The organism is Streptomyces mangrovisoli (assembly GCF_000974985.2).
GTDB classification, from domain to species: Bacteria; Actinomycetota; Actinomycetes; order Streptomycetales; family Streptomycetaceae; genus Streptomyces; species Streptomyces mangrovisoli.
Window position 1 is genome coordinate 105,297 of the sequence record NZ_LAVA02000038.1, and the last position, 18,504, is coordinate 123,800.

The following is an 18,504-nucleotide window of genomic DNA, read 5'->3' on the forward strand; positions in this document are numbered from 1 at the left end:
GAGCCGGCGTGAGCACGCGATGGTTCTTCTCCTCCGCGCGGCTCGGGGCGGCGGCCTCCGCGGACGGTTCCTCGCTGCGCACGGAGGTGGCGTTCGACCGTTCCGGCGGCGGCGGCAACGACCGGCAGGCCCTCCCCGGCCCGTCGCTCACCCTGCTCGGTCCCGGGCATGTGCAGGGCTTCGACCGGTCGCTGGTGCTGCGCGAGGAGCCGCCGCCCGGGACGGCCGAGGCCGCGGAGAACATCCTCGCCAGTGTGGAGTTCGCCCACGCGGACCTGCCCTGGCTGCTGTCCACGGGTTCCGCGGCCACGCCGTCGGGGGCGACCCCGCTGCCGTGGATGACGCTCGTCGTGCTGGCGGACGACGAGGCCGCGCCGCCGCGTGACGCGGCACCGCTCCCGGTGCTCACCGCGCCGGTCGCCGCCCTGCCCCCGCCGGCCGAGCGCTGGGCCTGGGCGCATGTGGAGGCCCGCCTCCCGGACGACGTCACCGACCTCGACACCGCGCGGCAGCGCGCCACGCAGGGGCTGCGCGAGCACTCGGCCGAGGTGGTCGCCCGGTTGGTGTGCCCGCGCAGGCTGGCCCCGGACCGGGGCTGGATCGCCGCCGTGGTGCCGGCCACCGCCGCGGGCCGGGACGCCGGGCTGCACGCGGCGGGTTCGTCGACGGACCTGGGCCCCGCCTGGCCGCACGGCGACGGTACGACCGTCGACCTGCCCGTCTACCACTGGTGGACCTTCCGCACCGGAGCCGCCGGCACGTTCGAGAAGCTGGCCCGCCGACTGCGCTTCCGCCCCGCGGCCGAGGCCGGGCTGGGCAGCAGGGTCGTCGACGTCGGGCGCCCCTGGCCCACCGAGCCGCCCGTCGGGACCGCCACCGTCGCCCTGGACGGCGCGTTGCGGGCGCCGGGCGCGGCCGCGCCCGAGGTCTGGTCCGACACCGCCGCCCAGGACCGCTTCCGCACACTGCTGCGGGAGCGCCTGGACGCCCCGGCGCTGCGCCGCGCGCACCCGGCCGAGGCGGACGCCACGGGCGGGGGCGAAGGCGGGGCGGGTCCGGACGGCGGGGCCGGCCCGGACGGCGGGCAGGGCGCGGGAGACGCGGGCGGCACGGAAGGCACGGGCGGAACGGAAGGCACGGGAAGCGCGGGAAGCGCGGGCGCCGACAGTACGGGGAACGCGGACGACGTCGGGGAGGACGACCGCGACACCGCCGCCGTCGCGCCGCCCCTCTACGGCAGTCATCACACCGGGCAGCAGACCGTCCCCGCCGATCCCGGCGGCTGGCTCGGCACGCTCAACCTCGACGTCCGCAGGCGGGTCGCCGCCGCGCTCGGCGCCCGGTACGTGCAGCAGGAGCAGGAGTTCCTGATGGCGCGCGCGTGGGAGCAGGTCGGCGAGATCCGCCGGGCCAACCGGCTGCTGGCCGCCGGTGAGCTGGCCGCCGCCGCAGCCGAACGGGCCCAGCGCAAGCACCTCGACCCGCTCGGGGTGGCCGACCTGGTCACCGTGATGGCGCCGGCGGGCGGCCGTACGCCTGTGTCCGCGCCCGGCACCGACGGCTCGGGCGCCCCGACGAGCACGCTCGCCGCGGCGCTGGGGCGGTCGCGGCTCATGGCCGGGACGGCCGACACGTCGTTCGTCCGGCTGACCCGCCGGGGCGGCGCGCTGGCGCGCCGGGCCGCCCGCGCCACGGCGGACGGCGTGGCCGCGGGGGAGAACGTGGCCGCCGCGGAGCGGCCCGTGCCGGTGCTGGAGCAACAGCTCGGCGAGGCCGACGGCATGGACCGGAGCCTGCCGGGCGACCTGCGCGCCGGGATCGGCCCGTCGCGGCTCCAGCTGCGCCGGATGGCCGACCGCATCTGCGCGGGCTTCGACGCCGGGCGCACGGACGACGGGCCCCGGCCGCTGGGCCCGATCATGGCGCACCCGACGTTCACGGTGCCCATCGCGACGGAGCTGCTGACCCGCTGGCCGGAGTGGGCGATCCCCGGCATCGGCGGGCTGCCGCCCGACTCGGTGACGCTGCTGGAGACCAACCCGGAGTTCGTCGCCGCCGTGCTGGTGGGCCTCAACCACGAGTTCAACCGCGAGCTGTTGTGGCGGGAGTTCCCCACCGACCAGCGCGGCACTCCGTTCGCCCGGTTCTGGCCGGGGACCGACGCCGACATCGACGAGATCGCCCGCTGGCCGCTGGACGCCAGTCTGGAGAGCCGGGTGCGCGGCGGGGGCTCCGGCGCGCTGACCGTGCTGGTCCGCGGTGACCTGCTGCGCCGCTTCCCGGGCACGGCGCTGCTCGCGGTGCGCGGCCAGGACGGCAGGCTGCCCCCCGACTTCGCCGGAGTGCCCGGCACCCCGATGGCGCTCGACGAGTCCACCGTGCTCTACCTGTTCGACGGCATCGACGAGCAACGCGCCCGCGAGGAGGACTGGTTCTTCGTCTTCCGGGAGCCCATGCGGGGCACCCAGTTCGGCTTCGACGCCCCGGCCGACCCGCGGGATGCGCCCGAGCCGGACGACGCCGCGTCGCCGGGCGGCTGGGCCGACCTCGCCTGGGACAGCGTCGGCGTGGACGGCGGCCGATGCGTGCACCTCGAACCGCCCGCCGTCCCGCCGAGCCCGCCGCCGCCCGTCGATCCGCCGGTCTGGGGCCGGGACGCGGCCGACATGGCGCGCATCGCCTTCCGCCACCCCTTCCAGCTGGCCTTCCACGCCGCCGCCCTGCTGGGCGGGTGAGTCCGGCGCCGAGAACAGGAGCACACCGCAGATGACCGACGCGTTCGGCGCCCGTACCGAACTGGACCGGGCCCGCACCGAGGCGGACGCCGCGCAGGCCCACGCGGACGAGCAACTGGCCGTCGTACGGCGGCTCCAGGACGCCACTCGGGCCGGTGACGAGCGCGCGACCCCCGACCTGCTGGCGGCCGCCGAGGCGGCCCAGGCGGAGGCGCAGCGCACCGCCGACGGGCTCGACGCCCTCGTGGGCGGCGCCGCGGACACGCTCGCGCAGGCCCTCGGCGAGGGCACCCCGCTGTTCCCCGACGGCAACACCGACCCGATCGCCCTGCTGCCGGTGCGGGTGGAGACCATCTGGTGGGAGCCGAGCACGCTGCGGGTGCGGGTCTACCCCGACGACATCCTGCTCTCCCGGTTCGATCCCGCGCTCAGCCCCGCCGAGGCCGAGGCCGGCACCGGGTACTGGCGGGCCCCGGGGCCCGAGGCCTGGCAGCGGGTGCAGGACCGGCTGCGCCCGGAGCGCGCGTCGTGGGCGGTCGCCGCCTGCCGGCCGGGTGCGGCGCCGCCCGTGATCGCCGCCGACCCGGGCGGACGCCGGCAGCGGACGGCCGCGCTGCCCAAGCGGTGGCGGTTCGTCGGCCTGGTGGCCGGACAGGTGGTCGTCGACAAGCCCGGCCGTCCGGTGCCGGACCCGCTGCCCGTCGGGCTGCTGCGCGCCGACGAGGAGGGCTGGGAGACCGACTGGTTCGAGGCGGTCAAGGCGGGCATGGCCGTCGAACTGATCCTGCCCGAGGGCGTCGACCACCTGGACGAACTGCTCGTGGTCGGGGTGCGCGCCGACTCGGCCGCGGACGGTGCCGCCCGGCTGCGCGACCTGCTGCACGGGCACCGGTACGGCGGCGGGCTCGGCCTGCTCCCGGCGGGCACCGCCACCAACAACACCCCCCGCGCCCGGTCCGGCTGGTCGTCCGCCCCCGGGTACCCCGGCCCGGACCCGGACCCCGAGGCCGGCGCGCGCCCGGTCGCGGACGCGCTGGCGGGTGCCCTCGGACTGCCGGACGCGGGCTTTCTGCGCGGCTGCCCGGGGGCGGCCGACGCGGAGCCCGCGGCGGTCGCCGCGCTGACCCTGCTCACCTGGCCCACGCTGGGCAAGGGGTTCGCCGAGGCCGCGGTGTCCGAACTCGACCTGGGCACCCGGCAGGTGACGGCCACCGGGTCGGCCCGGCCCTGGCGCGCGGTCCGCGACCACCTCGCCGAGCACGTCCGCAGCCGCGGGCCGCTGCCGATGCTGCGGGTGGGGCGGCAGCCGTACGGGGTGCTGCCCGTGACCTCGCTCGGCGACTGGCGCCCGCGGCGGCCCGAGGACGTGGACGCGCTGCTCGCGCCCTGGCTGCTGCGGCTGCGGGACCGCTGGCGCGCGGCGGTGGCCGCCGCGGACCTGATTCCCCGGGTACGGCCCGACCAGCCGGTGGACCAGGTGGCGGTGGACGCGTTGCAGCGGCTGCCGGTGGCGACCGGGCTGGCCATGCGGCGGCTGGACGGCCCCGGGTTCGCCGTGCCGCGCACCCCGCGCGACCAGCCGCCCGCCGAACCGGGGGTGCCGGGTCTGTCCCCGGCCGGCGTGCTGCGCTGGACGACGAACGCGGACGGCTGGACCGATCTCGGCTGGGGCCTGGACGACGAGACCGGGGTACCGCGGTTCGTGACCCGGCTCGCGCCGGACGCGGTCGCCTTCCCGGCCCGCGCGACGGCCACCGCCGACTACTTCGCCGCGGTGCGCGCGTTCCTGGCCGGGGAGCTGGACGCCGAGGGCTACGACCGGGCCTGGCCGGTGCAGTTGTCCTCCGGACGGGACACGCCGCCGCGCCGCGCCACCTTCTTCGACCTCGGCACGGGCGCCGCGGGGACGCCCGCGGACACGGACACCCCGGCCCCGGACGGCGGCCCTTCCCCGGACGGAACTCCCGCCGCGGACGGCACTCCCCCGGACGACACGTCCGACGCGTCCGACGCGCCCCCTCCCGACGACGCCTCGCCCGCCGCCGACCCGGGCCCCCCGGACGCGACCGGTCTGCTCGACGCCCTGCTGTTCCTGCCCAACTGGGCCTTCTTCGAGGGCGACGACGGCACGGACGACCCGCTGCGCCAGGCCCTCGCCGTCACCGCGGACGTGGACCAGCTGGTCGCGGACGTACTGGAGGGACTGACCGGCCACGACCGGGCCGAACGGGTCGCGGCCGCCGTCCGCGCGACGGGCGCGCTCCCCCGGTTCGAGCAGGCCCTGAGGACGCTTGCCGCCGTACCGGTGAGCCGGCTGCCCGAACTGTTGCTGGAGGTCGTCGACGTCCACGCGCACCGCGTCGACGCCTGGGTCACCTCGCTGGCGTCCCGGCGCCTCGCCGAGCTGCGGTCGTCCGGCGCCGGGGGTGTGCGCTACGGCTGCTACGGCTGGGTGCAGGAGCTGCCCCGGCCGGCGCAGGGGCGCGAGCAGGCGGACGTCGAGCTGGACGGCGAGAACACCACCGTCGAGGTGTCCGACCAGGACGGCTACATCCACGCGCCGTCGCTCCAGCACGCGGCGACCGCCGCCGTGCTCCGCTCCGGCTTCCTCGGGCACCCCGGGGAGCAGACGTACGCCGTGGACCTGACCTCCCGCCGCGCGCGCGTCGCCCGCTGGCTGGTGGGCGGGGTGCGCCAGGGCCAGGAACTCGGCTCGCTGCTCGGCTACCGGTTCGAACGGGCGCTGCACGACGCCGAGCTGGACCATCTCGTGGACCGCTTCCGGCGTCGGTTCCCGCTGCCGGTCGTGCCCGAGCCGCAGGGTCCGGGGGCCGACGCCGGTCTGTGGGCGCGCAGCGCGGAGGCCGTCGCGGCCCGCAACGTCGTCGACGGGATGGCGCTGGTGCGGGCGGGCTCCGGGGCCTCGGCGCTGCCCAGCGACGTGGACGGCGCGCCCGTGGTGCCGGACGCCGACCGGGACGCGGTGGCTCCGCTGCTGGACGACCTCGCCGACGCGCTGGACGCGGTGGGCGACCTGGTGCTGGCCGAGAGCGTGCACCAGCTGGTCGGCGGGAACCCGGTGCGCGCCGGGCTGACCGCCGACACCCTGGGCCGCGGCGAGAACGTGCCGGACGACTTCCACGTCCTGCGCACCCCGCGCCGGGCGCGGGCGCTGACCCACCGCATCGCCGCGCTGCTGCCGTCCGCGCCGGGCGCTCCGACGGGCTGGCCCACGGACCCCCTCGCCACGCTCCAGCCGGCCCTGGAGACCTGGACCGCCCACCTGCTGGGCCCGGCGGCGGCCTGGACCATCACGGGCGTACTGAGCGTGCCGTCGAAGGAGGGCGACGGCGACGCACCGGAAGGGGCCGGTGACCCGGCGGGGGCCGGCCCGGCGGACGGCGGCGATGGCCCGGCGGGCGGCGGCGGGCCGACGGGAGAGGCCCGCGGCGTGACGGGCGGCGGGGCGGGATCGTCCGACGGCTCGGCGGCGACGCCCGGCAGCCCGGCGGTCGGCGGCACGGCGGAAGCCGACGGCGGCCCGACCGGCGGCGGGGCGAGCGGCGGCGGGGCTGATCGTGGCGGAGGCGCGGAGCCCGGTGATGTCGGAGGTGGCGTGCCTGGGGGAGCCGGTGGGGGGCGGGCGTTCGAGGTGAGGATCGACCGGCTGGGGCTGGGCGCGCTCACCTCCGTGCTGGACGCCGGCGGGGAGCAGGCCCGGCTGCGTGGCGCGGTTCTGGCCGTGCTCGGCGCCCCGGCCGGGGCGCAGGTGACCTTCGGCGGGCCCGGGTGGAGCGGCCTGTGCGGACGGGCGGCCCGTATCCGGTCGCTGCTCGCCACCGCCCAGCCGCTGCTGCCGGTCCACATGGCCGGTCAGCCGACCGGGACCGCCGGGCCGCCGGACCCGTCGGCAGACCTCGGCGAACTCCGCGCCCGGCTGGCCCGGTTCGCCGCCGACCCGCAGGTGTCGCCGCACCCCGCCGCGCCCGACCTCGCCGAGCTGGCCGCCGAACCGCCCGCCGCGGGGCCGGTCGAGAGCTGGCTGTCGCGGGCGCGGGCGGCGCTGGGAGAGGTGCTGGGCGCGGACGTCCCGCTGCTGCCGTCGCTGACCACCGTTCCGGACGGCCGGGGCGAGGTGTCCGGCGCCGACCTGGAGGACTGGCTGCGGCGCAACGCCGCCGTACGGCCGCTGGTGCGCGCCCTGCACGAGTCGCTGCTGCTCGCGGGGGCGCGCGGCGGGCGGACGGAGCCGCTGCGGGCGGCGCAGGCTCCGGCCGCGGCGGCCGACTGCTGGATCGGCGGGCCGTTCCCGGGCGGGCAGCGCCCCGCGGCCACCGTCCATGTCGTCTGGCACGCCCCCGTCGACCTCGCCCCCGGCGCGGGAGCGGCCGGTCTGCTGCTGGACGAGTGGATCGAGCTGCTGCCCGGCTCCGACCCGCCGCCCCCGCCCGCCGCGGGCCCCTCGCAGCCCGAGAACGCCGCAACGCCCCCGCAGCCCGCGACCGCCGGAGGTGTCCCGCAGCCCGGCACCCCGCCCGAAGGGCCCCCGCAACAGAGCGAGTTGACGGGGGTCGCCTTCCACTACGACCGGCCCGACGCCAAGGCCCCGCACAGCGTGCTCATCGCCGTACCGCCGGACACGGACCGCGGCTGGACCTCGGACGGACTCGTCCAAGTGCTGCGCGAGACACTGGAGTCGGCGAAACTGCGGGCCGTCGACATCGCCGATCTGCCCGGCATGAACCAGCTGCTCCCGGCGATCCAGATCCCGGCGCACGGCGGCACGGGACAGGCGCTCGCCGCGATCGAGACCCGCCGCCCCAACACCGACCCGGACGGCCCGTTCCGGCTGGAGCCCGGGCACCGCACGGACGACATCGAGGCCGGTCTGGCCGCACGGGTGCACGACCCGCTCTGGCTGCTCACCCGGCAGTGGCAGTTCGGGGAGTTCACCGCGCAGGACGCGGGCTCCCCCGCCGTGGTGCGGATGAGCGGCAGCAGCGCCCCGATCGACGCCTGGCGCCCGGTGGGGGCGGCGGACTGGGTGCCGTACGATCCGCGGCTCGGGCCGTTGGACGTGCAGATCGAGGACGAACCGGTGCGCGCCGACGAGCGGTTGCGCGCCGAAGGCGGCGCCGCGCTGCTGCGCATGGCGGACGACGCGGGCGTTCTCGCCGCCGCCGTCACCGCTCTGACGGCGCATCAACTCGCGGACGGAACGCCCGACATGAGCCTGGTCGGACTGCTCGAAGGCCGGGTGCCGGACGCGGCCGCGGTGGCGGCCGCGCTGGACGCGGGCACGCTCGGCGGCGCGGCGGACCCGGCGTTCGCGGAGGTGACCGGACGGTGGCGTCGCTGGTGGGCCGGGCAGCTGGCCGGGGCCGGACCGGACTGCTACGCCCCGCAGCGCCTGGAGTACGCGGCCGAACTGTCCACGGGCGGCACCGTGCTGCGCGCCGACCAGTATCTCGGCGACGGCCTGGACTGGTACGCCCTGGACGTGCACACCGGTGACGAGGTGGTGGCCGCGCCCGCGGCGGCCCCGCGCTCCTTCTCGGGCGAGAGCGTGCCCACGACGGTCCGCTACGGCGGGCTGCCGGCCGACCGGTTCTGGGAGATGGAGGACGCCCGGGTCGATCTGGGGGCGACGGAGGTGTCCACCCTGGACACCGGGCGGCTGCTGCTGATCTCGTTCGCCACGGTCTACGGCAACGACTGGTTCCTGGCCCCGCTGGAGGTGCCCGCGGGCTCGCTCACCACCCTGGACCAACTGCTGGTGCGGGACGTGTTCGGCCGGCAGCACCTGGTGCGGCGGGCGGGCCTGGACGACCCGTCCTGGTCGATGTTCACGCTGCACGCCCCAGAGGCCGACCACCCCGCGGCGTCGGCGCTGGTGGTGCTGCCGACCGAGCCCGGTCAGGCGGGTGAGCCGCTGGAGGAGGTGGTGCTGGCCCGCGACGAACTGGCCAATCTGGCCTGGGCCGTCCGGCACCGCTGCACCGACGGGCGGGGGGTGCCGACGGATCTGCGGGACCGCTGGGCTCGCGTCGCACCGCCCGATCCGGCGCCGGCCGGGAACCTGCCCGGTTACGCGGTGCGCACGACGGTCCCCGACTACTGGCTCCCGCTGGTCCCGGAACCCGTCCTTCGCGAGGGGACGCTGTCCACGCGGTTCAAGGCGGTGCCGCAGGACGAACCGGGCACCGAACCCCCGCCGCCCGGACGGCTGATCGTGCCCGGAGTCCGCATCCATGAGGAGGAAGTCCCGCGTGAGGGCGTGCGGTTGACCCGGCGTCCGGTACTGGCCCGCTGGTACGACGGTTCGTGGCACAGCTGGGTGCGCCGGGAGAAGGCCCCGGGAACCGGGGGGAGTTCGAGCGGGCTGGCCTTCGACACCGTCCGCCCGACCGAGCCGTGGCCGTGACGGGCCGCCCCGGCCTGCTCCCGGTCCTGTTCCGATCGGGTTCGCCCGGTTCCGGCCTGGTTCCGGCACGGCTCCGGCGGCCTCGCCGTGCCCTCACAGCCGTACGGCCACCAGCGCGATGTCGTCGCGGGCGCCCACGCTGACGCCCAGGTGCGCCAGCAGCGCGTCGGCCAGGCGTTGCGGGGCCAGCCGGGCGTAGCGGGCGAGGCCCTCGGTGAGGCGTGCCAGGCCCTCGTCGATGTCCTCGCCCCGGCGCTCGACCAGGCCGTCGGTGTACAGGACCAGGGTGTCGCCGCGGTGGTAGGACTGCACGGCCTGCGGGCGCGGCACGTGCTCGGGCCGTACCCCGAGCGGTGGATCGGTGGCCTGGTCCAGCAGGGTGTGGCTGCCGTCGGGGTGCAGCAGGATCGGCGGAAGATGCCCGGCGCAGCTGTAGATGATCAGCCGGCTGCGGGTGTCGATCATGGCGTCGATCGCGGTGGCCGCCGTCGCGCCCTCCACGGAACGGGCGTACAGGCCGAGGAGTTCGAGCGCCTGGGCCGGTGAGGCGACGGCCCGGATCGCGGCGCTGAGGGCGCTGCGCAACATGCCCATCACCGTGGCCGCCTTCAGACCGTGCCCGACGACGTCGCCGACCGCCACGGAGAAGCGGTCCTCGGACAGGTCCGCCACGTCGTACCAGTCACCGCAGACGTTCAGGGACCCCACGGCGGGCAGATAGCGCACGGCGACATCGGGGTGCCGGGACAGGTCCGGGGAGCGCAGCATGGCCTCCTGAAGGGTGACGGCGACCTGCCGTTCCCGGGCGTGCGCCTGTCTCAGCTCCTCGTTCAGGTGCTGCAACTCGCGGGCGCGGGCGTAGAGTTCGGCCTCCATCGCCTCTTCACGCCGGGTCAGCTCGTGGCTGCCGGGCAGATCGCGGGAGTGGACGAAGGCGGTGACGTCCTCGACGCGGTGGATGACGTACCGCACCCCTCCGTCCTCGTCGAGCAACGGCGTGTTCACCGGCGACCACCAGCGCTCCTCGAACTCACCGGGCCGGTCCGCGACGGGGATGTCGTACCGCTGGAGCACCATCGTGTCCATGCGGCCGGTGGTGAGGACGCGCTGGAGCGAGGCGTTGAGGTTGTGCACGCCGTCGGCCTCGGGGTTGCCCGGGTTGTCCGGGAAGGCGTCGAAGAGGTACTGCCCCATCAGGTCCTCGCGGCTGCGGCCGGTCACGCGCAGGAACGCCTGGTTGACGTCGACGATGGTCAGTGCCGGGTCCAGCAGCAGGTTGGCGCTCGGGGTCGCCTGGAAGAGGGCGGCGTAGTCGACGTCGGGACGCATGCCGTGGCCGGGGTCGGGGCGCATGCCGTGGCCGCCGTCGGGTTGCGCGCCGCGGTCGGTCCCGGGGTGCGTTCCGTGGTCGATGTCGGATTGCGGCATGTGCTGTCCCGCCCGTCTGGCGAACCGGCCGTTGCGTCCCCCTGGCGCCATTGTCCACCGGGTCCCCGCAGGTCCGCCCGGCCACGGGCTCGACGGGAGGGTCCCGGTGCACCGGTGGCGGCCGGGGGCGGGGAGTCCCGGTCCGGCCTCACCTGTCGGCCCACCGTCACCCTTCCCGGGTGAGGACGGCGTGCGTCGGCGAGGGCAGCCTCGTGATGAGCGGCTGTGTGCAGCAGCCACCTCAGGAACGGAGATTCCGCCATGACCACCACCGCACCATCTCACCACCGGTCGCCCGGCACGATGGCCGCGGCCACCGGTCTGACGCTGTTCGCAGCGGTGATGCTGATGATCGCCGGAGTGCTGGACATCTTCCGGGGCATCATGGCGATCGCCAACGACGACGTCTTCGTCAACACGCCGAACTACGTCTTCAAGTTCGATCTGACCAGCTGGGGCTGGATCCACCTGGTGCTCGGCGCCCTCGCCGTCATCGTGAGCGTCGGCCTGTTCTCGGTGTCCACCTGGGCCCGGGTCGCCGGCGTGGGCATCGCCGCGCTGCTGGTCGTGGCGAACTTCCTGTCCATCCCGTACTACCCGGTCTGGTCGCTGACGCTGATCGCGCTGTACGGCTTCATCATCTGGGCGCTGTGCGTGGTCAAGCCGGACTCGGAGACCTGAGAGCCAGGCGGGTGACGGGCGAGTCCGCAAGGGGTGCCGGATTCGCCCGTACGGCTCTCTCGGCGTGCCTTCTGCCCCGTGCGCGGAGGGAATAGGGGCAGAAGGCACGCCGAGAGAGCCGGAGGGCCCTCATGAGCTCCCCGCACGAGCCAGAACCCAGTCCCGCGCCCGGCGGCGGAGCAGCCGGCCGGGACGCGTCCGCGTCCGGGTCCGCGAAGGGCGGGGGCGGATCGACGGGCACGCGGATCCTGCGCAACACGGCGTCGGCGATCCTCATCGTCCTCACCTGCGTCCTCGTTCCGGTCGCCCTGCTCGCCACCTGGGTGCACGACATCGCGCTGGACACCGACCGGTACGTCTCCACGGTGGCGCCGCTCGCCACCGACCCCGATGTGCAGGACGCCGCGGTCCACCGGCTGACCGAGGCCGCGGACGTGAAGGTGGACGGCGAGAAGGCCGCCGCGGACCTCGCGTCCTGGCTCCGGTCGCAGGGCCTGCCGCCGACGGCGGCCGCCGCCGTCAAGGGGCTCGGCCCGCAGCTGGATTCGGCCGTCGACAGCGCCGTACAGAAGATCGCCACCAGGATCGTGCACAGCGACGCGTTCGCGACGGTCTGGAAGAACGCCAACCGCTCCGCCCACAGCGCGGTCGTGCACGCGCTCACCGGCCGGGGCCGCGGTTCGGTCGAGGTCAACGGCGGCACGGTCACCCTCGACGTCGGAACCGCGGTGGAACAGCTCAAGTCCCAGCTGGTCGCCGCCGGTCTCAGCCCGGCGAAGGCGATCCCCACGGTGAACAAGGAGTTCGTGCTGTTCCAGTCCGACCAGCTGGCCAAGGCCCGTACGGGCGCCCGGCTGCTGGACGACATCGGCAACTGGCTCCCGATCATCGTCGTGCTCATCGGCGTCGCGGGGGTCTTTCTCGCCCACCACCGGCGACGCGCCCTCGCCCGCACCGCGCTGGGCGCCGCGTTCGCCTGTCTGGTCGTCTCGATCGCGCTGGTCGTCGCACGCCACTACTACCTCGACCACCTGCCGGCCCAGGTGCAGTCCCATGCGGCCGCCGCGTCGATCTTCGACACGCTGGTGCGCTTCCTGAAGGTGAGCCTGCGCACGGCCATCGTGCTGGGCGTGGTGATCGCGATCGGCGCGTACCTGATCGGTCCGGGCCGGGTGCCGGTCGCGATCCGCGGGGCGAGCGACCGCACCGCCGACTCCGCCGCGAACTGGGCGTACGCGCACGACGTGCACACCGGGAGGGCGGGCGTGTGGGCGGACCGGTACCGCAAGTGGATCGCCCTCGGCGCGCTGCTGGTGATCGCGCTGGTGTTCGCGCTGTGGAACCACCCGACGGTCCTGACGATCCTGCTCCTGGTCCTGATCCTGCTGGCGGTGCTGGCCCTGCTGGCCCTGCTGGCCGCCTCCGGCCGGGCCACGCAGCTCGACGAGCACCGGGCGGACCCCTCGCACGGGTGACCGCCACGCCGGGAACACCGGGCGGACCCCTCGCACGGGTGGCCAGCACACCGCCCGCACCGGCACACCACCCGCCACGGGTGATGCCGGGGCCCGGAGGCGCCCTTCGGGGCCGTCGGCGCGGGGGGTCGCGCGGCGCCGGGCACCGCGCCTTCTCGCGCGTCCCGACGACTCGACCCGCGTCCCGCCGACTTCACCACGCGCGGGTGCGCGGCGCGCCGTGACGGCCCCGCGACACCGCCCGGCGGCGGCCCCGGTGCGGGCGTCGCGGCAGGCCACCCGCACGGGGTGATCCCGGCGCGGCGGGCCGGGGGGCACCGTGGACAGCGTCAGGTCCGCTCCCCCACCCCGCCCACCCAGCGGTGGCGGATCGTCCCCGGGAGGCTCTTGTGTCCGGTTACCCGCTGCTCGACGTCTTCGTGACGATGCTCTGGTTCTTCCTGTGGGTGATGTGGTTCGCGTTGCTGTTCCGCGTCATCGTCGACGTGTTCCGGGACGACTCGCTCAGCGGCTGGGCGAAGGCCGGCTGGACGGTGTTCGTCTGCCTGCTGCCGTTCCTCGGCATCTTCGTCTACCTGATCGCACGCGGCCGGGGCATGGGCGAACGGACCCTACGCGAGGCGCAGCAGCGCGACGCGGCGTTCCGCAGCTATGTGCAGGGCGCGGCGGCCGAGGCTCCCGCCACCGGGCCGTCCAGGGCGGACGAGCTGGCCAGGCTCGCGGGTCTGCACGAGCACGGTGACCTCACCGACGCGGAGTACGAGACGGCCAAGGCCAAGGTGCTCACCGCCGCCTGACCGGCGGGGCCGGACGCCGGGTGTGCATCCGCCCGCGATGCGGGCACTCGCAGACGCGCACCCGGCTCCGCCCGGCCCTCAGGGGCGATGCGCCAGGCGCGCAGGAGAGACGACCGAGAGTCACGACTCCCGAGAGAAGCGTCCACATGCACTACGAGATCCGTGTCGACGGACACATGTCGGAGACGCTGACGAAAGCGTTCCCGGAGCTGGACAGCTTCGTCGTGCCTCACCAGACCGTGCTGGTCGGCCAGGTCACCGACGAGGCGCACCTGTACGGGTTGCTGGCCCGCTGCCAGAACCTGGGGCTGCACGTCATCGAGATGCGGCGGCTGCCGGAGTGAGCACGCAGAGCGACGTCACCGGCGTCGCCACCCGGGCGAGACCCCGCCGGGCCGGACGGCCCGCCGGGGCCGCGAGGACGGGCGCCGCGGGGACGGCCGGGCGAGGACCGGCGCCCGGAGGATGCGCGACGGAGGTGACCGCCGCGCGAGGACCCGCGGCGGTGGTGCCGGGTACGCGGTGACCGGCTACGGGAGCAGCTTCAGCTCCCGGGCCCGCCGTACGGCCTCGCCGCGCCGGGTCACCGCGAGCTTGCGGTAGATGCTCTTCAGATGCGTCTTGACGGTGTTGACCGAGAGGTAGAGGTCGGCGGCTATCTCCTCGGTCGACATCATCTGCGCCAGGCGTTCGAGCACCTCGTGCTCGCGCTCGCTGAGGTCTTCGACCACGACGGGCGCCCGGTTCTGCGCCGCCTCGGCCGGCGACGGCCCGGCCTCGCGGGGGCGCCCCGCGAGGGAGACCGGCAGCCAGGTGTGCCCGCGGGTGAGCTGGGGCCGCTGCCGCAGCAGGGGCCGCAGCCAGGGGCCCGCCTCCAGGAAGGGCAGCAGCAGCCGTTCCGGGCGCGCCTGGTGCAGGGCCCGCGCGACCAGCCGCTGAGCGGTGCCGTCGTCGCCCAGCAGCTCCGCGGCGCGGGCCCGTGCCAGCAGCGCCCGTACGGTGATCGCCGGGCCGTCGTGCGGGCCGGCGGGCAGCCCGTCGAGCAGCGTGGCCGCCGCCTCGGGCGCGCCACAGGCGAGCTGGACGCAGGCCGCGGCCACCACGCTCGACGTGCCGTCGGCGGGGTGTTCCTCGAAGACGCGCGCCGCCGCCCGGGGGCGGCCCGCGGCGAGGTGCGCGGAGGCCGCGGCCACGGCGCCGCGCTCGCGCACCCACGGCGACGGCTCGACGACGGTGGAGGGCTTCTCCAGGTCGACCAGCGTGTGCAGGGCGCCTTCGGGGTCGCCCTGGGCCAGCCGCAGCCGGGCCCGGATCAGGGCCAGCGCGGCGGTGTACAGGGGGTCGTGCGGGGCGGCCGACGAGTCCGCCGCCTGGTCGAGGTGGTCGCGTGCCGTGCCCGGATCACCGCGGTCCAGGTCCACGGCGGCCAGCACGAGCCGGGCCATGCCGGTGCGGGCGGCGGGCGGCAGGCCGGAGCGCTCGGCCTCGGCGACGGCGTTGCGGGCGTGCTGCTCGGCCCGTCCGGGCCAGCCGAGCAGCAGGTCGAGCAGGGCCAGCCGGCTCAGGCACTCGTGTCGCGGGAAGGCGGTGGCGGAGCCCGGGTCGCTCTGCATGGCGGCCGTCAGCGCGGTCCGGGCGGCGTCGAAACGGCCCGCCCACAGCTGGGCCGAGCCCAGGTCGGTGAGCATCAGCGCGGGCAGTTCGGGGTGCTGGGCGAGCCGGTCGGCGGGCAGGGCGAGACGGGCCGCCTCGGCCTCCAGCGCGGCCGTCTCGGCGAGGTCGGCGGAGCCGGTCATGCGGGCGGCCAGGACGCGCAGCAGCGCACAGCTGAACCGCCGGGCCTCGGAGGTGCCGGCGCCGTCCTTGCGCAGCTCCGTCTCGGCGCGGGTCAGGTGGGCGATGCCGCGCTCGACGGCGCCGCCGGCCAGTTCGCGGGCCGCGCGCACGAGGTCGACGGCGGGCCCGGAGGCGTCGGGTGTCATCCGGGCGAACAGCGCGACCAGCCGGTCCGCGTCGAGGCCGGTGAGCAGCCTGCCGATGGCCAGGTCCTCGACGAGCCGGTCGGCGGCGAGCTGCCAGTCGCCCGCGTCGGCGGCGTGCGGCAGCGCCTCGCCGAGCAGGCCGGCCTCGCTGAGCCGGTGGGCGGCGGTGCGGTGCAGTTCGGCTTCGAGTCCGGGCTCCCGCACCCGCAGGTGGACGCGGAGGATCTCCGCGAACAGCGGGTGGATGCGGTACCAGGAGTGGCCGGTGGACTCGACGAAGGCGTTGGCGCGCTGGAGCCCGGCGAGGACGGTCTCGGCGTCGTCGCGGCCGGTGAGCGCGTTGGCGAGGTCGGGGTGGATCCGGTCGAGGATGCTGCTGCGCAGCAGCAGGTCCTGGGTGGCGGGCGGCTGGGCGTCGAGCACCTCGGCGAGCAGGAAGTCGGCGAGGATGCTCTGGCCGGCCTCGAAGTCCTTGAGGAAGGTCTCGGGCTGGTCGGCCTGTTCGGCGGCGAGGATGCACAGCCGCAGCCCGGCGGCCCAGCCGCCGGTGCGCTCGTTCAGGGCGCGGATGCCGTCCTGGGAGAGGTCCATGCCGTGCCGGTCGAGCAGCTCGGCGGTCTCCTCCGGGCGGAAGGCGAGGTCGGCGCTGCGGATGTCGGTGACCTCGCCGGCAGCCCGGTAGCGGTGCAGCGGCAGCAGCGGCTCCGTACGGGTGACGAGGACCAGGCGCAGCCCGCCGTCCGAGTGCCGCAGCACGAACTGGAGCTCGTCGGCGAGCTCGGCGGAGGAGGCGACGCGGTCGAACTCGTCGAGGACGAGCACCACCGGTTCGTCGCCGTCGCTGAGCCGGGCCGCGAGCCGGGCCAGCAGGGAGTGGTCCACCTCGCCGGGGCGGGCGGGGGTGCCGATGTCGTCGGGCGACGCGAGGCCGTGGTGGCGCAGGGTCTCCAGGACGTACGTCCAGAACACGCCCGGCCCGTTGTCCTCCTGCTCCACCGCCAGCCACGCCGTCCGGCCCGGCACGTCGAGGGTGCTGATCCAGTCCGCGACCAACAGCGTCTTGCCCGCTCCCGCCGCTCCGTTGACCAGGGTCAGCGGGCCCCGCACGCCTTGGGTGAGCCGCTCGATCAGCCGTGGCCGCCGCACATAGGTCGGCGGCAGCACGGGACGGCTGAACCGCGCCGCCAGCAGCGGGTCACCGCTCGGTGTGAGGGAGGCGGAAGGAGACTCCTTTGTATCGCCCACGCCTTGATCCTCACCCGCCGCGGGGGAGCCCGCAACGGCGGACGGCCGCGGCCGCGCGGGCGGTGCGCGCCCGGCCCCCGGCGCGGGCCCGGCCACTCCCGCTCGCGGGCCCTGCCACTCGCCCTCGCAGGCCCTGCCACTCGCCCTCGCAGGCCCGGCTACTCGCCGTCGTAGGCCCGGCGCAGTGCGGCCATGTCCAGCTTTCCCATGGCGAACATGGCCTTGCTGGTGCGGGCGGCCTTCTCCGGGTCCGGGTCGGTGACCAGTTCGAGGAGCTCGTCCGGGACGACCTGCCAGGACACGCCGTACTTGTCCTTGAGCCAGCCGCAGGGGCCGGGCTCGCCGCCGTCCTCGGTGAGCTTGGCCCAGTAGAGGTCGACCTCGGCCTGGTCGGCGCAGTGGATCTGGAAGGAGATCGCCTCGCTGAAGGTGAACTGCGGGCCGCCGTTGAGCCCGACGAAGCTCTGGCCGTCGATGAAGAACTCGACGGCCATGACGGATCCGGCGGGGCCCGGTCCGGCCTCGCTGAAGCGGCCGATCCGCCCGATCCGCGAGTTCTTGAAGACGGAGACGTAGTACTCGGCGGCCTCCTCGGCCTGGCCGTCGAACCAGAGACAGGTGGTGAAGGCGCTGGTGGGCATGGGGACCTCCTGGCTGGGTGGCACGGTGGTTCAGTCACGGATACAGACCGATCCTCCCCACGGAACTCATCGCACCGCCCCTCCTGTCCACCCTCCAGCGCACAGTGCGCCCCCGAAGGGGCGTGGGGTGGTGCGCGACCGGCCACGAGGGCGCGGCGGCGGCAGGACAACCCGATCCGCCCCCGTCAGCGGAGCGCCTGGCATCGCGCCCATGACGACGTCGTCCGCGCCCGCCGGCATCCGCCCCTTCCGTCACGGGCCGCGCCGCCGCGCCGGCCGCCGTGGCGCCGGGCCGGGCGGGCAGTCGCGCGGGGCGGGCGGGCAGCTTCGCCCCTGGCGAATCTGCCGCGGGCAGAGCGGACTCCTCCTGGGGCCGGCCGGAGCCGACAGTGGAGGCGACGGCATCCACCGGGCCGCCCGGACACCGCGGACCGGCCCCGGACTCGACGAGGAGCACCCATGACCGCACTCGGCACGCTCGCACCGCGCGCGGAGGAGGGCGACACCCCGCCCACCCGCTTCGACGACCAACTGGCCGCCCAACTGCTGGGCCAGCGCATCGTGTTGCTGGGCACCCAGGTCGACGAGGTGTCCGCCAACCGGGTCTGCGCGCAGCTGCTGATCCTGTCGGCGGAGAACCCGCGGGCCGACATCGGCCTGTACATCAACAGCCCCGGCGGCTCGGTGCACGCCGGCCTCGCGATCTACGACACGATGCGGCTGATCCCCAACGACGTGTCCACGCTCGCCATGGGATTCGCCGCCAGCATGGGCCAGTTCCTGCTCAGCGTGGGCGCCCCCGGCAAGCGCTACGCGCTGCCCAACGCGCGGATCATGATGCACCAGCCGTCGGCGGGCATCGGGGGCACCACCGCGGACATCGAGATCCAGGCCGAGAACCTGGAGTTCACCAAGCGGACCATCGAACGGATCACCGCGGAGCACACCGGGCAGAGCCCGGAGACCATCTCCCGCGACGGCGACCGCGACCGCTGGTTCACGGCCGAACAGGCCAGGGAGTACGGCATGGTGGACCGGGTGGTGGAGTCGCTGGCCGACGTCCGCCCGTCCGCCCAGCGACGGACGGGGCTCTGAC

At 75.8% G+C, this 18,504-nt stretch carries 10 protein-coding genes; 7 read left to right on the forward strand and 3 right to left on the reverse strand.

All coding sequences use genetic code 11. The features are described from left to right. Window positions 1-8: 8 nt before the first annotated feature. Both WN71_RS42285 and WN71_RS42735 read left to right on the forward strand, forming a co-directional pair. Window positions 9-2,735, forward strand: coding sequence for a hypothetical protein (locus tag WN71_RS42285; protein ID WP_046584960.1), 2,727 nt, complete (start codon window positions 9-11; stop codon window positions 2,733-2,735). A gap of 31 nt (window positions 2,736-2,766) precedes the next feature. Beyond that, the gene (locus WN71_RS42735) at window positions 2,767-9,159 is read left to right on the forward strand and encodes a hypothetical protein (protein WP_046584959.1); all 6,393 of its coding nucleotides are present in this window, start codon (window positions 2,767-2,769) and stop codon (window positions 9,157-9,159) included. Between the two features lie 93 nt (window positions 9,160-9,252). Here WN71_RS42735 and WN71_RS17970 read toward each other — a convergent pair whose 3' ends face one another. Then, a complete protein-coding gene (locus WN71_RS17970) occupies window positions 9,253-10,488 on the reverse strand; it encodes a PP2C family protein-serine/threonine phosphatase (RefSeq protein WP_046585034.1) in 1,236 nt (411 codons plus the stop codon). A gap of 360 nt (window positions 10,489-10,848) precedes the next feature. Here WN71_RS17970 and WN71_RS17975 point away from each other — a divergent pair, with 360 nt between their 5' ends. From WN71_RS17975 to WN71_RS17990, 4 genes are all read left to right on the forward strand, one after another. After that, window positions 10,849-11,268 (forward strand): DUF7144 family membrane protein, encoded by a 420-nt coding sequence (locus tag WN71_RS17975; protein ID WP_046584958.1) that lies wholly within the window; start codon window positions 10,849-10,851, stop codon window positions 11,266-11,268. 131 nt (window positions 11,269-11,399) lie between these two features. Further along, the gene (locus WN71_RS17980; RefSeq protein WP_079177932.1) at window positions 11,400-12,743 is read left to right on the forward strand and encodes a hypothetical protein; all 1,344 of its coding nucleotides are present in this window, start codon (window positions 11,400-11,402) and stop codon (window positions 12,741-12,743) included. A 389-nt stretch (window positions 12,744-13,132) separates the two neighbouring features. Then, complete coding sequence (locus WN71_RS17985; RefSeq protein WP_240529687.1) at window positions 13,133-13,540, forward strand: SHOCT domain-containing protein; 408 nt, start codon at window positions 13,133-13,135, stop codon at window positions 13,538-13,540. 146 nt (window positions 13,541-13,686) lie between these two features. Continuing rightward, complete coding sequence (locus WN71_RS17990) at window positions 13,687-13,884, forward strand: hypothetical protein (RefSeq protein ID WP_046582493.1); 198 nt, start codon at window positions 13,687-13,689, stop codon at window positions 13,882-13,884. Between the two features lie 186 nt (window positions 13,885-14,070). On the opposite strand, the gene WN71_RS17995 is transcribed toward WN71_RS17990, so the two are convergent. Next, window positions 14,071-16,767 carry a winged helix-turn-helix domain-containing protein gene (locus tag WN71_RS17995; RefSeq protein ID WP_046582492.1) on the reverse strand — a complete coding sequence of 899 codons (2,697 nt, stop codon included), beginning with the start codon at window positions 16,765-16,767 and terminating at the stop codon, window positions 14,071-14,073. A gap of 158 nt (window positions 16,768-16,925) precedes the next feature. Then, entirely contained in the window at window positions 16,926-17,408 is a 483-nt protein-coding gene (locus WN71_RS18000; protein ID WP_046582490.1) for a VOC family protein, read from the reverse strand. A 459-nt stretch (window positions 17,409-17,867) separates the two neighbouring features. Between WN71_RS18000 and WN71_RS18005 the strand changes: the two genes are divergently transcribed. Continuing rightward, window positions 17,868-18,503, forward strand: coding sequence for an ATP-dependent Clp protease proteolytic subunit (locus WN71_RS18005; RefSeq protein WP_046582488.1), 636 nt, complete (start codon window positions 17,868-17,870; stop codon window positions 18,501-18,503). Window position 18,504: the final 1 nt, after the last annotated feature.

Bases quoted from the DNA above. Each gene is read 5' to 3' on its own strand.
- WN71_RS42735 (WP_046584959.1), top strand. From the start codon at position 2,767: ATGACCGACGCGTTCGGCGCCCGTACCGAACTGGACCGGGCCCGCACC.
- WN71_RS17970 (WP_046585034.1), bottom strand. From the start codon at position 10,488: ATGCGTCCCGACGTCGACTACGCCGCCCTCTTCCAGGCGACCCCGAGC.
- WN71_RS17975 (WP_046584958.1), top strand. From the start codon at position 10,849: ATGACCACCACCGCACCATCTCACCACCGGTCGCCCGGCACGATGGCC.
- WN71_RS17980 (WP_079177932.1), top strand. From the start codon at position 11,400: ATGAGCTCCCCGCACGAGCCAGAACCCAGTCCCGCGCCCGGCGGCGGA.
- WN71_RS17990 (WP_046582493.1), top strand. From the start codon at position 13,687: ATGCACTACGAGATCCGTGTCGACGGACACATGTCGGAGACGCTGACG.
- WN71_RS18000 (WP_046582490.1), bottom strand. From the start codon at position 17,408: ATGCCCACCAGCGCCTTCACCACCTGTCTCTGGTTCGACGGCCAGGCC.
- WN71_RS18005 (WP_046582488.1), top strand. From the start codon at position 17,868: ATGACCGCACTCGGCACGCTCGCACCGCGCGCGGAGGAGGGCGACACC.